Here is a 15,086-nt window from a genome sequence, read left to right on the forward strand (position 1 = left end):
AAACCCAAAAGAATCCTTACCGTCGTAAGGATTTTTTAGTTTTAGACATGCAAAATTCTAGGGAACAACAATTAGCTGCTTACGATCGTCTGCTCACCATAATGGACGAGCTTCGGGAGCAATGTCCGTGGGACCGAAAACAAACCATGCAAACCCTGCGTCACCTTACTATTGAAGAGACCTACGAACTGGGGGATGCCATTTTGGAGAATGACTTGGAAGAGGTGAAAAAAGAATTGGGCGATCTGTTGTTGCACATTGTTTTCTATGCCAAAATTGGAAGCGAAACGGGCGATTTCGATATGGCCGATGTGGCCAATGATATTTGCGAAAAGTTGATTTCCCGACATCCGCATATTTATGGGGATATTGATGTGGCCGATGAGGAAGAGGTAAAACAGAATTGGGAGAACCTGAAGCTGAAAGAGGGTAAGAAAAGCGTCTTGGAAGGCGTTCCAAAATCCTTACCTGCCATGGTAAAAGCCAATCGCATTCAGGACAAAGTAGCTGGCGTAGGTTTCGATTGGGAAGAACCGCATCAGGTGTTCGAAAAACTAAAAGAGGAATTGGAAGAACTTCAGGAAGAAGTGTCCGAAAATAATTCGGAAAAGATAGAACAGGAATTCGGCGATGTGTTATTTTCTATGATCAACTACGCACGTTTTCTGAAAGTAGACCCTGAAAGTGCTTTAGAACGTACCAACAAGAAATTCATGAAACGCTTTCAGTATCTAGAAGGCAAGGCAAAGGAAAAAGGCAAAAGTCTTAAGGAGATGACGTTGGCCGAGATGGATGTGTATTGGAACGAAGCCAAACAGCTCTAACCTTTTGTTAGGACAATGAGCTTTCCATTAATTTCAAGGTTTTTGAAATTCAATTGCTCTTGTATCCATTTTAAATTCTTTTCAGAATAAAAAACTACATGTGTGGGATCGTTTTTGTAATACCAGGACGAAAACTCCGAATCCTCTGGTAGGGTCTCGCTCATACAAAATAACATTCCTTTGGGTCGAAGTAGTTTGTGCATCAATCGAAATTCCTTTTGGGGTCTATGAAAATGTTCAATCACCTCACAGCACACAATAAAATCATAGGTTTCGTGTAAGACGCTGGCATCGGGATGAAAGAAGGGATCCCAAAGTTTCATGATATATCCTTTATCCCCTAGCAGTTTTGAAATGACTGGGCCGGTTCCCGCACCAAAATCCAAACCAAGGCTGGACGGCGGAAACGATTGGGTCACGGCGGTTACAATAGGAGCTACAAACTGCTGATAGTTTGGATCCTCTACATTGTTTTCGTGCAATAGATAGCGTTCCTTTTCCTGTTCTAGATCTAGAAAATGATAGGGATTCTTGAAAACGGTTCCGCAATGGGAACAGTTTAGGAATTGTGCGACATCTTCCCGCTGATGTATGTTGGTGTTCTTACACAGCGGGCATATCATCTATTCTTCTTTTTTACGCAGGGAACGTATTTTTTGCAGTTTGGTTTTCCAAAGGGCTAATTGTTCCTTGTGTTTGTTTATGTTATTATGCACATCCTTCACAAATGGATTGTCCTCTTTGGCGTTTTGGAAGAACCCTAGGTTGTTTTCCAATTGACGGATTTCCTGCTGTACTTCGTTGATCTTCTTAGAAATGAAGAACTCCTCATTCTGAAGCTTTCTACGATCTTCTTGAGACGCCAATGTGCTCAGCTTATTCTCAAAGCGAATCATCTCGGCCTCTTGCTTACCAAGATTCAACTTTCCAAACAGTCCGTCCAATACTTTATTGAATTTACGTTCAATGTTTCTTTTGTTGAAAGGAACACGGCCTATAGCTTTCCATTCGGCTATCTTACCTTTGATGGTTTCCAGATCGGCATTATGATCACCGCTCATTTCGAGACCTTCCAAGGCATTCAATAGTGTCTCTTTGGCTTCGAAATGTGCCATTTCTTCTTTGTTGGCCTCATTGCGCTCGGCATGAACACGATCGAAGTAATGGTTACAGGCATCCTTGAATTGCTTCCAGATTTTGTCACTTTCCTTTCGTGGTACGTGGCCAATAGATTTCCAATCACTTTGAATTTTCTTCATCAAAGGAGTAATCACTTCAAAATCGTCACTATCCTTGTTCTCTTCAGCAATCTTAATGAGCTCTAATTTCTTCTCGAGATTGGTGTATTGTTCTTTCTTCTGGTTTTTATAAAAGCTGTTTTTCTCTCGGTTAAATCCTCGGGTGGCTTCCTTGAAGGTATTCCAAATTTCTTTGGCTTTGGAACGGGGTACTTTCCCGACTTCGAAATAGGCATCCCGCAATTTCTGAACCTCTTTTATTCCATTTTGCCATGCTTTATGGCTGGAGTGGGTAGATTGGGTTACCTCATTGATCTTGGTAACGATCTCATTTTTTAGATTGTAATTATCCTCGAATTGAGACTCTTGTTCCTTTAAATAGTCCTGTCTTTTTTCGTGGATGATTTTGGTAGCAGCACTGAACTTTTCCCAAACGTCTTCCCTAAACTCTTTGGCTACAGGACCAATATCTTCTTTCCACATTTTATGCAACATCTGCAATTCGCGGAAAGCTTTACTAAGATCAACTTCTTGTGCCAATTCTTCGGCACGGCCAATGAGCTTTAACTTTTGCTCTAGGTTATGCTTGAAGTCAAGATCACGGAACTCACGGTTTAGGTGAAGAAAATCATAGAAGTTCTCCACATGGTGGCGATAGGTGTTCCAAACGGTATTGTATTTGTCCCTTGGAATCGGTCCTGCCGTATGCCAGCGTTCCTGAATATCTTTGAAATGACGATAGGTAGTATTGATGTTTTCTTCAGCATTCAGCAATCCTTTCAGCTCCTCAATAAGTTCCTCTCTTTTCTTGAAATTGGCCTGAAGATCCCTTTTAAGATTCTGGTAGTAATTATTTCTTTTTTCCTTGTAATCGAAATACAAAGAATTGAATTGCTTCTTTAAAGGAGTGGTGTAATGGAAATCTATAATATTTCCTCCTTCGGCCAAGAATTCATCCTTTTTCTGCTGTAATTCTTCGGCAAACTTAGCATTGAACTCTGTCTTTATTTCTTCAACGCTGTTCTTTATTTTTTGAACGTCCCCTTCCTTCAGCAACTTCTGAAAATGTGAGATCAGTTCTTCCTTGCTTAACGAGTGATAGTCTACATCCTCTTCTTCTTCAAGCGGTGCTTCGTGTTCTTCGTCAGAAGATTCGATTTCTTCTTCTTCCGATTCCTCTTTTTCTTCAGATTCTTCCTCCTTGGCTTGGGGAGCCGCGACTTCTTCCTGTGCTTCTTCTTCCGCTTCTGTCTCTTCTTGAGGTTCAGATGCAGCTGGTTCCTCTACTTTTTCCTCGGTGGTTTTCTCTTCTTTTACTTCGACAGCTTCCTCGGCTTTTTCTTCCGAAGTATCTTCGGCAACCGTCTCTTCAGGAGTGGTTTCTTCGGCTACTGTACCTTCGGAGTCGTCACCACTTTTTTCCGGAGCAGGAGCTTCGGGGACTTCAGGATTTTCGGTAGGGGTTTCTGCTGCAGTTTCTTCAGTAGGTTGTTCAACAGGCTGATTTTCGGCAGTTTCCTTTTCTTTTTCGTTTTGCAATTCTTTGTCAGACATCTATTTCGATGTTAGGGTTCATACTATAGGAACGTGAAAGATACTAACAACCTTGCACATGGCAAAGGACTTTAAGTGTTAAAGCCTGTAGATTTAGGATTTCCAGATGGTCCAAGCTTTTTCGGCTTGATACTCCAACATTTTAAGGCCGTTACACACTTTCGCCCCTTTGGCAAATCCACGTTTTAGGAATTCGGTTTCACTAGGGTTGTAGATGAGGTCGAAAAGGAAGTGTTTGTCGGTAATTTGTTGGTATGGAATGCTAGGACATTCATCCACATTGGGATAGGTCCCCAAGGGTGTACAATTCACTATGAGAAAGTGACTCGCCATGATTTCTGGCGTAAGCTCTTTGTAAGTGATGGTTTCTTCGGTCTTTTGGCGGGATACCGAAAGGTACTCGAAGCCCATGGCTTTTAGCACATATCGAACAGCTTTGGCGGCACCCCCCGTTCCAAGCACCAACCCTGTTTTGGCTTCTAAAGGAAGGAAATCTGCCAAGGATTTGGCAAAACCATAATGATCTGTATTGTATCCAGCCAAACGGCCATCTTTTAATTTCTTAATGGTGTTTACCGCTCCAATCTCTAAAGCTTCCTTATCGATCCGATCTAGAAGTTCCATCACCGATTCCTTGTAGGGAATGGTTACATTAAATCCTTTGGCATCGGGATATTGGGCTACGATGTCTGGAAGGAGGTCAATATGTTCTAAATCGAAATTTTGATAAGTGTCCCGTCGTTTCTCCTTTTCGAATTTTGAGGTGAAGTAAGCCTTCGAAAATGAATAGTCAATATTCTTGCCTATAAGTCCGTATCGTGCCATGTGGTTAGGGGGTCGTCTTCTTTTGGTACCAATCTAAACTAAGTACGATCAATACGCCTACAATGATAAAAAAAATCGCCAGAAGTGTATCGAAAGAAAATTCTGATGGCCAATAACGGCTGTATCCCGTGACGATTTCCTGTCCGTTCGCATCCAATAAAATGTTGCCTATTGCATCCTCTTCGTATAAGGTGTTTTTCCAAGGCCAAACCACTCCCAGGGAGCCGGTAATGAATCCAATTATTACAGCAAAAGTTGCTTGCTTATAGCGTTTTAGGAGATAACCGAGAAAGTGGGAAAGGGAGACTAAGCCTGTTAAGGAGCCTATGGCAAAAACAGCCAATACAACGAGCAGATTAATGCGCAAAGGGTCGTCCATAAAGGTAAAATCCCAGCGGAAAAAATCGGCAATGGTATCGTACAAAGCGTTTACCGAATCGACCAAAAGAAGTACGTAATTTCCTAAAAGGATTAAAATGAAGGAGCCGGAAAGTCCTGGAAGGGTCATTCCGCTTACCCCTATAATTCCGCAAAAGAAAACGAACCATAACTGGTCATTTTGCTTGGCGGGTTCCAAGAAACTAATACTAATTCCGATGACAGCCCCGATGATGAGATACCCTAGATATTTACGATTCCATTTTCCGAAATCCTTACCTACATAATAGATAGAGCCGATGATCATTCCAAAAAAAGAACTCCAAACATACAATTCGAAATGAACAAGTAGGTAATCCAACAATTTGGAAACACTGAAGTAACTTATTACCATTCCCAAAATGAGAAGACCTAGGAATCTTCCATTAATGTACCTCCAGAAGCTAGCAAACCTTCCATTAATGAGCAATTTAAAGGCTGTTCCGTTTACTTTCTGAAGGGAATAGATAAACTCTTCATAGAATCCCGCCACAAAAGCTACCATCCCTCCAGAAACCCCTGGAACCTTATTGGCCGCACCCATAGCCAATCCTTTAAGAACAAGCCAGATTTTATCGCTTAGGGTTCGGGTTTCGGTCATTTATTCGGTTTTTTTGGCAACTGCTATGCGTTCTAAGATGAAAATGGTTAAAAATCCTATGATTAGAAATAAAATGGCCAACCATAATTTGGCGTCGCCATCAAAATGTGTTGGGAGTATACTTTTTTCCAAGAAGGGAACCTGCTCCCCGTCATGATTGGTTCGGTAGGAGAGTACTTCCTTCCACGGCCATATTTTGTTTAGGGCCCCGATCATAAATCCGGTGAGAATGGCAAGGGTGAGGTTCTTGTGGTTCGAGAACATCCAATTCAATACCTTCGAAAATGCTTTGAGTCCTACCACAGCTCCTAATGCGAACACCAACATCTTAACAAAAGCGTCCATAAAAAGGGAACCGTCTAGATTTCGGATGCTATCTATGAACTGTGTAATCGTGCCGATAACCGCTTCGTATGCCCCCAATAATAATAGGATGAACGATCCTGAAATACCGGGGAGAATCATAGCAATAATAGCGATGCATCCTGCAAAGAACAGGAACCACGTACTTTCTGGAGATCCTACAGGTTCCATAATCGTGATGAAATAGGATACTACGGTCGCCACAATGATGGCGATAATTGCTTGTGCATTCCAACGGTTTATCTGTTTGCCTACATATACAATGCTCGCAATGATAAGACCGAAAAAGAACGACCAAACGGCAATGGGATGATTATCCAATAACCAACTAATCAATTTTGCCAAAGAGAGAATACTCACCAAAACACCTCCAAAAAGTGCGATAAGAAAAGCGAGATTGTATTGCTTCCAAGCACTTTTTAGCCCCTCTTTTTTCCAGACTTTGAAAAACCCTAAATCCAATTTGTGAATGGTCTCTATAAGCTCTTCATAGATTCCAGAAATAAAGGCGATTGTTCCTCCAGAAACCCCAGGAACGACGTCTGCGGCACCCATGGCGATTCCTTTTAGGGAAATAACCAAGTATTGAAATAAGTTACGGGAAGGCATAAACAGGACTTCGTTTTTTTGACAAGCCCAAAAATACGCATTTTATAACGAAGGCTTCTTGTGATCTTTGATTAATTCTTGTACCCTTTTTTTGTTGTACACCTTAGGGAACAACTCCTCTATGATCATGGCAAATTCGTCGTCAAGATTTAAAGCATTCTTAAGGTGGAATTCTGCTTTGTTGTCCTCCAAAAGCTTGTAGTAAAGCCCTGCCAACCGGTATTCTATTTCGGCATTTTCGGGATAGAATTCGGCCGCCTGAAGTAAATTATTGATACCTGCATCATACTCTCCCAGTTCGATAAGAATATCACAGCGGGATAACCAAGTCTCCATTTCGTAGTTGCCCAACTCTATGGTTCTACGGAAACCATGCTCGGCTTCTTCAAAGAGACTTAATCGTTTATTGATCTTGGCATAGCGTTTCCAATACAATACATTTTCCGTATCTATATTGATCGCTTTCTCTATATAATACAGGGCCTTCTGATAGTTTTTCTTTTTGAAATAGAAATCGGTAATGGCAATCCAGCCTTTATCCAATAAGGCATCTTCCTCCACACATTTATTATAAAACTGAAGGGCCAATTCGTAATTCTCCAGTTTTTCATAACATTTACCAATTCGCAATAGGGCAAAGGAAGTAGGCTCGTCCAAGCCAAGTGTGATGGAATAACTTTCAATAGCTCTTTCGTATTGCTTCAGCTTTTCCAAGACCTTACCTTTTTCGAGATAAGCTCCGATGAATCGGTCGTCACTAATCACGGCAAAATCAAAAGCAGCGAGGGCCTTTTCGTATTCCTCTAGGGTATAGTATTGTTTTCCTACTTGATGCCAAGCAACTTCGCAGTAAGGATTTTTGTTCAAGAAATCATTCAGGTAATCGATAGCGGCCTCGTGCTCCTGAAGGTAATCGAAACAGTATATAATATTGTAAAGGGCAGAATAGTCCTGTTCGTCCTGCTCCAAGCACTTCATAAAGTAGTATTTGGCGTGCTCAAAATCCTCCATGAACAGATACTCCATTCCCATAAGCGAAAGCACGTCAGCTTCATCGGCCGTAATTTCTAGGGCTTTTTCTAATAAGGAAATCGCTTTTTTATGTTCGTCCCTTCTAGAATACACATTGGCTTTCTGAATGTAGATTTCCTCGTTCGACTTTTCCAGTACATAGAGTTCATCCAGGATTTCTTCCGCCTTATCCAGTTCGTTTTCAAATATGTGCATTTCTACCTGAAACAACTTAAGATTGGTGGAGCTTGGATGTTGCTCCAATCCCATCCTAGTTGCCTTTTTGGCAAGGGCTACCTTTCCGTTTTCCAAGTAATGCTGAATAATCTCCTCGAACTCTTCGGAGTCGAAGAAATAAACGTCATTGGTCTTTAACATGGATTCGAAACGGGAAAGTGAAAAGTTGTTATGCTCGTTAGGGCTTAAATGCATATAAGCGTTTTAACTGTTTCTCCAATTAAAGATACTAATGTATTGTAGCCTTCAAGAGTCGTGCCCTTTTTCTTGTTAACAAGCTTATCAACAGCTTTAACGGGGGTTTAACAATTTGATATACAGTGTGTTTTACCCTTTGTTTTTGGAATGGATTTCATCTAGTACACCTGTCAAAATTTCACACCCTTTTATGATTTCCTCCTCTGTTATTGTGAGGGGCGGTGTAATTCGGATGGCACGGGGTTCAAATAATAACCAAAAAAGGATGAGATTTTCCTTTTTACAAGCTAGAATGGCTTCTGTGGCTAGATCTCCATCCTCCACGAAAGCAGCAAGCATAAGGCCTTTGCCTCTAATTTCCTTAATAAGAGGATGTTCAAGATGTTTTCTAAAAAGAGCTTCCTTGGCATTCATCTGCCTCATGAAATCTCTTTCGGCAATTTCTTTAAGCGTGGCCAATGCAGCTGCCGCTATGACAGGGTTTCCACCGAAGGTGGTAATATGCCCTAATTTGGGTCGATCCTTTAGCAAGGACATAAGCGCTTGCGAGGCGGTAAAAGCACCTATAGGCAGACCACCTCCCATACCTTTACCCATGACTAAGATATCTGGAACGACGTCAAAATGTTGAAAACCGAAGAGTGTTCCTGTACGACCAAAGCCTGGCTGAATCTCATCCAGAATAAGCAAGGCACCCACTTTTTCACAGCGCTCCTTAACCTTTTTTAGATAATTGTTTTCGGGTAGAATGAATCCCGCTCCTCCCTGAATGGTTTCCAGAATCACAGCAGCCGTCGATTCGGTAATGCGATCAATATCTTCTAAAGAATTGAAGGTAATGGCATGGCAATCGGGTATCAATGGGCCAAATGGTTCTTTTCGCTCTTCGTACCCCATAACACTTAGCGATCCCATGGTATTACCATGATACGCATGATGGGCATATAAAATTTCACTTCTTCCCGTGGCTCGCCGTGCTAACTTCAAAGAACCTTCAATAGCTTCGGTACCGCTATTTACCAAATAGGTAGTGTCTAATGGGTCGGGAAGGAGGGAAGCCAATAATTTGCACAATTCCACCGCTGGGCCTTGAGCATATTCCCCGTAAACCATGACATGGGCATACTTTTCCAATTGTTCGGTAACAGCTTGGATTACTTTGGGGTGACCGTGCCCCAAGGAACAGGCCGAAACCCCGGCTACAAAATCTAGATGGGCATTTCCTTGTGTGTCATAGATGTAGCAACCATTGGCATGCGAAATCTCCATTCCCAAAGGATGGGGAGTGGTTTGTGCTTGGTATGTAAAGAAATCGGAAAGCATGCTATTGCTCTTTTATCAATTCCTCTTCTTCCTTTATCTTTTGTTCTAAGGAATCTGTTTTCTGTGTGCGGAATTTGGGATCATCCTCACGGTCTTTCAGGTCCTTCACTTTCAGTTTGGAATATTCCGGGATTTCCAGTTCTTCTTCATCTATTTCCTCGAAGAATTCCCCTTCATCTTCAGGTAAAGGAATTCCCTTGATTTTAGGTAAGATGGGCTTCGGTTTACCAGCGAACAGATCTTCTTTGCTGAAAAGTCGTTCATCGCCCCGCCATTTAAACCCCGGTAGTAAACGTGCATTTTCAGGGAACTCGCTTTCTGGATATACCTTTCCCGGTACTTTATTAATGAATTTCATCCCTGTGATTTTCTGTTCTTCCAAATACAATTGAATAGAGCTCGATAAGGTATTGTCGATCCCCACCAATTCGTTTTTATCATTTCGGAAGTAGTAGATCACTTCAGTATTCTTGATGATGTTTACGGTATCCAACTGATTGTTGGTGAACAACCCTATCAACCGCTCGCCCTTCACCTGATTATAGGCATTCGCCTCTAAAGTGTCTTTTTGAATGAGAAAGGAATTATTGAAGACCTTCAAGGTGTCCAACTCATCTGTCACTTTGTTATTGAGCAGGTGAATGGTATCCCCAGTCATCTGATTTTCCCCGCTCCAAAGAATCGGTTCCCGGAGAAGTTTGGTAATCCCTAACTTTTCATCAATAAAAATAGAATCGCATTTACCACTAGTGGGTTGTTCGCCTTCCAGTCCTTGTTTGAACATTCGGGCGCGATAAAAGCCCTTAATGACACGATTTTCAGGCTTCCCCGTTACTTGAAGGGTGTCGGCATGCACATAAACAGAGTCCTGCTCCTGAAGGGTCACGGCAACGGCACGTTTGGTAATGAATACCGAATCCTTTGCGCGAAACACTTCGGCATAATGCCCACGGATAATACTTTTATTAATGGTATCCAAAACCCTGATATTGTTGGTAGCGGAAGCGAAGCTTTGTCCACGATCGAAATAGATGCTATCCCCGTACAGAGTTCTATTTTCATAATCGATGCGGGAATTCTTTACAAAATGCCCCGTATTGGCACGGGTGTTATAATAGCCTCTTTCGCAATAAACCGTGCTCGTTTCACTTTCAATGGTCGAAGGTCCATAGAGATAAGCACCTCCTGTTTCAGAATAGAAATCCAATTGAGGGGATTTCACGGTGTATTCGGGATTTTTAATGATTACTTCTGAAAGGAACTGGTATTTCTTGGTGTCGGCATAGTAGCGACCAATCCAGCTGGTCAAGGTGCTCGCCGTATCCTGAACGGTTCCACCACTACGGTAATAGGCCTGTTGTTTTACTCTATCGAAATAAAGCGTGTCGGTTTTAAGCGTAGTCTTGGGTTCTTTTAATACCACATCGCCACTAGCAAATGCAAAAGAAGTGTTTCCGTTGTATTCGGCATATTTGCTTTGCATGGAAACGGTATCTCCCTGTAGGAGTTTCACATCACCATAAGCTTTTACAAAGTTGTCTTTAAAGTATACGTAGGCTTGGTTACACCACATTTCAACCCCTTCATGTACGATATACACCTGTCCGTCACTATCCATGGTGTAGATAACAGCATCGGGGAATTCGGGTTTCTTTTCGAAATACCCTGATTTTACGGAAACTTGGGTAGTTTGTGTGGTATCCCTTTCAATTACAGTTACCTGACCATATCCCATTGAAATGGTAAAAAACAATAATAGGAATATGTAGTAGGTGCGTCTCAAAGAAGCAATAATAAGGATTACCGCAAAAATAGGGTGCTAATTGTATATTAAAAAATGACTCACCCCAAAATGCCAGAAATCCTAATGGCTATGATCTGTGAATCGTCTGGGTTCGGTCAGGACCTACGGATACAATAGTAATAGGAACTTCCAGTTCTTTTTCCAAGAAAGCGATGTAATCGTTTAATTCCTGTGGAAACTGTGAAGCATCTGTCATTTTGGTAAGGTCTTCCTTCCAACCTTTCAATTCTGAATACACTGGAGTTACATTCTCGGATTCAATGTTGTACGGTAAATGCTGAATGGTTTCTCCCTTGTATTTATAGGCAGTACATACTTTCAGCATATCGAAACCGCTCAATACATCACCTTTCATCATCATTAATTGGGTTACTCCATTTACATGCACAGCATATTTAAGGGCAACCAAATCCAGCCAACCGCACCTTCTTGGGCGTCCGGTAGTTGCACCAAACTCATTCCCAACACGTCCCATCGTTTCTCCGTAGCTATCGAAAAGTTCGGTAGGGAAGGGGCCGCTTCCTACACGGGTAGCATAGGCTTTGAATATCCCGAAAACATCCTTGATCTTATTCGGAGCTACTCCCAAACCAGTACAAGCTCCTGCGGCAGTGGTGTTGGAAGAAGTTACGTAAGGGTAGGTTCCGAAGTCGATATCGAGTAGGGATCCTTGTGCACCTTCGGCCAATATCTTTTTACCATCCTTTTGTGCTTGATGTAGGTATTCTTCACTATCGATGAAAGTTAATTGTTTCAAAACTTCAACCGCTTCGAAGAATTCACCTTCCAATTCTTGTAGATCGTATTCTATTTCTGCTTTGTAGAAAGAAATCATTGCCTCATGCTTGTTGGCCAAGGCACGGTATTTTTCTTTCCAGTCGTCCATTTCAATATCCCCTACACGGATTCCGTTTCTTCCGGTTTTGTCCATATACGTGGGGCCAATCCCTTTAAGGGTGGAGCCAATTTTGGCCTTTCCTTTAGAAGCTTCACTTGCGGCATCCAATAGACGGTGCGTTGGCAAGATAAGATGGGCCTTTCTTGAAATGAGTAATTTTTGTTTGATGTCGATATTGAACTTCTCTAGATTGTCCAACTCTTTTTTGAAGATGACTGGGTCGATAACCACACCGTTCCCCACCAAATTGATGGCACTTTCGTGAAAGATCCCACTGGGAATGGTATGCAGTACGTGTTTAATACCATCGAATTCTAAGGTGTGCCCAGCATTGGGGCCTCCTTGAAAACGCGCAATAATGTCATAATTTTGGGTAAGTACGTCGACGATTTTTCCTTTTCCTTCATCTCCCCATTGTAGTCCTAGTAGTAAGTCTACTGCCATATGTATTTAAGTGTTGGATTTCTTCCTGTTTCCGTAGAAATACAGGGAATGGTTGGTTATTTCAATATCAAAAACTTCTTCAATGGTCTTTTTAATGCTCTGAATGCGGGGGTCGCAAAATTCGATAACCTCACCATTTTCCAAAATAACATGATCGTGTTGCCGATCGAAATAGGATTTCTCGTAGTGGGCCTGGCTCTGGCCAAACTGGTGCTTACGAACCAATCCACATTCTAACAATAATTCGATGGTATTGTAGAGGGTGGCACGACTTACACGATAGTTTTTGTTTTTCATATTGATATAGAGCGATTCTATATCGAAATGATCATCATGGTCATAAATCTCCTGAAGAATGGCGTAGCGTTCCGGGGTTTTCCTGTGTCCCTTCTCTTCAAGGAACCCGGTGAAAACATTCTTTACAATTGCCTGATTATTTTGCTCTGTTGCACTCATTACCAAGGTGCAAAGTTACTGAAATTAAAGTCGAGAAACTTTATCTATTCCGTTTATTTTTTTAATGTTTTTAACCAAATTATCAAGAATGGACTTGTTCTTTACCACCACGATAATTTTCCCGCTAAAGGTGCCGTCATCCGTATCGAAATGAACGCTTTTCATATCGATATGGAGGTTGTTAGAAATGACACGGGTTACTTCGTTTACCAACCCAATGGTGTCGATACCTGTAATGAGCAATTCTGCTTGGAATTCCTGTTGTGTAGAATCGATCCATTTGGCTTGCATCACGCGATAGCCATAGTTGCTCTGCATTTGCAGCGCGTTGGGACAGTTTTTCTTATGTATTTTAATTCCCTCATTTACCGTAGTAAACCCAAATACGTCATCCCCAGGAATTGGGTTGCAACAATTGGACATCTTGTAATCCAGATGCTGTTCGTCCTTACCAAACACCAATTGATCGTATTTTACGGTAATCTCATCCTTGTTAACATCCTCTGGTGTCTGCGGTCTTCGGATTCTGTTTTTGAAGAAACTAATAAGCGCATTGTTCCTGGAAGCCGCGAAGTCCTTCAACTGTTGGTTGTCTATAATACCAGCACCTACACGGTAGAAGAGATCCAAACTGGTTTTCAGTTTAAAATAAACCACCAGTTGGTTCACCGTTTTCTCGTCTAAAGTAATCTTGAGTGACTTCAGTTTTCGCGCCAATACGACTTTACCTTCGGCCGCAATCTGCTTTTGTTCTTCCTTAAGCGAAGATTTAATCTTGGAACGAGCCTTACCGGTGGTTACATAATCTAACCAGTTGGCAGAGGGTTTGCTCTTTTCGGAAGTAATAATCTCTACCTGATCGCCACTTTTCAATTCATGGCTTAAGGGCTTTAATTTGCCATTTACTTTAGCTCCACGGGTATGTAATCCCACTTCGGTATGAACATGGAATCCAAAATCCAAAGCGGTGGCTCCTTTCGGAAGGGAATACAGATCCCCTTTGGGTGAGAAGACAAAGATTTCCTTGGCGTATAGATTCAACTTGAATTCTTCTACAAAATCGACTGCATTGATCTCGGCATTTTCCAGGGTCACCTGTAATTTGTTGAGCCAGTCGTCCAATCCTTGGTCTTCTTTTTCGGTATTCTTGTATTTATAATGGGCGGCGTACCCTTTTTCGGCAATCTCGTTCATGCGTTCACTTCGAATCTGAACTTCAACCCATCGTCCTTTCGGCCCCATGACCGTGATGTGTAAGGCTTCATATCCAGTAGATTTGGGAGAGGAAATCCAATCCCGTAATCGGATAGGGTTGGGTCTAAAGTGATCGGTAACGATAGAATAGATCTTCCACGCCAAGAATTTTTCATTCTCGGGTTTACTTTGGTAGATGATTCGTACGGCAAACTTATCGTATACTTCGTCGAAGCTTACATTTTGGCCGATCATTTTCCTGCGTATGGAAAAGATAGACTTAGGTCGCCCCTTAATTTCGTAGCTCAATTTTTCGGCATCCAATGAATCACGGAGCACCTTCGAAAAGTCTTCTATATAGGCATCCTGATCTTCCTTGCTCTCCTTCATTTTACTTAGGATGTCCTGGTATACCTCGGGTTCGGTATATTTTAATCCTAAATCCTCCAACTCGGTTTTAATATTATAAAGCCCAATACGATGTGCCAAAGGCGCATAAATGTATAGGGTTTCTGATGCGATCTTCACTTGTTTATGTCCAGGCATGGAATCCATCGTCTGCATATTGTGCAGACGGTCCGCGATTTTAATGATGATTACCCTAATGTCTTCATTAAGGGTTAACAGCATTTTACGGAAGTTCTCAGCCTGTATGGAAACATCGCCATCGTACTCCAAAGCCGAAATCTTGGTCAATCCATCAACAATACGAGCTACAGTTTCACCGAACATTTGTTCCAGATCCACCAAGGTGTATTCGGTATCTTCAACAACATCATGAAGCAGGGCAGCGGCAATAGAAGTCGCATCCAAACCAATTTCGGAAGCTACAATCTTAGCAACAGCGATGGGATGGAAGATATAGGCTTCTCCACTTTTTCTACGCTGATCTTTGTGTGCGTCTACCGCCACGTCGAATGCAGACCGAATCAATTTCTTATCGGCCGCAGACAGGGTACGGTAGCTAATCTTTAATAGCTCCTTGTATTGCTTTGCAATTTCCTTGTTTTCTGCTTCTATGAGTGCCTCAGTCATAAACTAAAATTAATGAATTGCACCTTAACAACAACAAAAAATGTGCTAGAAATGA

At 41.9% G+C, this 15,086-nt stretch carries 12 protein-coding genes; 1 reads left to right on the forward strand and 11 read right to left on the reverse strand.

The window, feature by feature from the left end; translation table 11 throughout:
* Positions 1-47 precede the first annotated feature (47 nt).
* Positions 48-824 carry a nucleoside triphosphate pyrophosphohydrolase gene (gene mazG / locus POV27_RS05255; RefSeq protein WP_272861691.1) on the forward strand — a complete coding sequence of 259 codons (777 nt, stop codon included), beginning with the start codon at positions 48-50 and terminating at the stop codon, positions 822-824.
* On the opposite strand, the gene POV27_RS05260 is transcribed toward mazG, so the two are convergent.
* From POV27_RS05260 to POV27_RS05310, 11 genes are all read right to left on the reverse strand, one after another.
* Entirely contained in the window at positions 821-1,447 is a 627-nt protein-coding gene (locus POV27_RS05260; protein WP_272861692.1) for a class I SAM-dependent methyltransferase, read from the reverse strand. The two genes, mazG and POV27_RS05260, sit on opposite strands and share 4 nt — an antisense overlap.
* Positions 1,448-3,616, reverse strand: a complete 2,169-nt coding sequence (locus POV27_RS05265) for a DUF349 domain-containing protein (RefSeq protein WP_272861693.1) — start codon at positions 3,614-3,616, stop codon at positions 1,448-1,450.
* A 93-nt stretch (positions 3,617-3,709) separates the two neighbouring features.
* Positions 3,710-4,441: a shikimate dehydrogenase family protein gene (locus POV27_RS05270; RefSeq protein WP_272861694.1), complete on the reverse strand. Its 732-nt coding sequence runs from the start codon at positions 4,439-4,441 to the stop codon at positions 3,710-3,712.
* Positions 4,442-4,445: 4 nt separating this feature from the next.
* Positions 4,446-5,459, reverse strand: a complete 1,014-nt coding sequence (locus POV27_RS05275) for a DUF368 domain-containing protein (protein WP_272861695.1) — start codon at positions 5,457-5,459, stop codon at positions 4,446-4,448.
* Positions 5,460-6,431, reverse strand: a complete 972-nt coding sequence (locus tag POV27_RS05280) for a DUF368 domain-containing protein (protein ID WP_272861696.1) — start codon at positions 6,429-6,431, stop codon at positions 5,460-5,462.
* Between the two features lie 42 nt (positions 6,432-6,473).
* Complete coding sequence (locus POV27_RS05285; protein ID WP_272861697.1) at positions 6,474-7,874, reverse strand: tetratricopeptide repeat protein; 1,401 nt, start codon at positions 7,872-7,874, stop codon at positions 6,474-6,476.
* Positions 7,875-8,006: 132 nt separating this feature from the next.
* Entirely contained in the window at positions 8,007-9,200 is a 1,194-nt protein-coding gene (locus tag POV27_RS05290) for an aspartate aminotransferase family protein (protein WP_272861698.1), read from the reverse strand.
* Between the two features lies 1 nt (position 9,201).
* Positions 9,202-10,983, reverse strand: coding sequence for an OstA-like protein (locus tag POV27_RS05295; protein WP_272861699.1), 1,782 nt, complete (start codon positions 10,981-10,983; stop codon positions 9,202-9,204).
* An 88-nt stretch (positions 10,984-11,071) separates the two neighbouring features.
* Complete coding sequence (locus POV27_RS05300; RefSeq protein ID WP_272861700.1) at positions 11,072-12,346, reverse strand: adenylosuccinate synthase; 1,275 nt, start codon at positions 12,344-12,346, stop codon at positions 11,072-11,074.
* Between the two features lie 6 nt (positions 12,347-12,352).
* Positions 12,353-12,802 (reverse strand): Fur family transcriptional regulator, encoded by a 450-nt coding sequence (locus POV27_RS05305; protein ID WP_272861701.1) that lies wholly within the window; start codon positions 12,800-12,802, stop codon positions 12,353-12,355.
* 24 nt (positions 12,803-12,826) lie between these two features.
* Positions 12,827-15,031 (reverse strand): RelA/SpoT family protein, encoded by a 2,205-nt coding sequence (locus POV27_RS05310; protein WP_272861702.1) that lies wholly within the window; start codon positions 15,029-15,031, stop codon positions 12,827-12,829.
* Positions 15,032-15,086 lie beyond the last annotated feature (55 nt).

It is taken from the genome of Aureisphaera galaxeae (assembly GCF_028561275.1).
GTDB classification, from domain to species: domain Bacteria; phylum Bacteroidota; class Bacteroidia; order Flavobacteriales; family Flavobacteriaceae; genus Aureisphaera; species Aureisphaera galaxeae.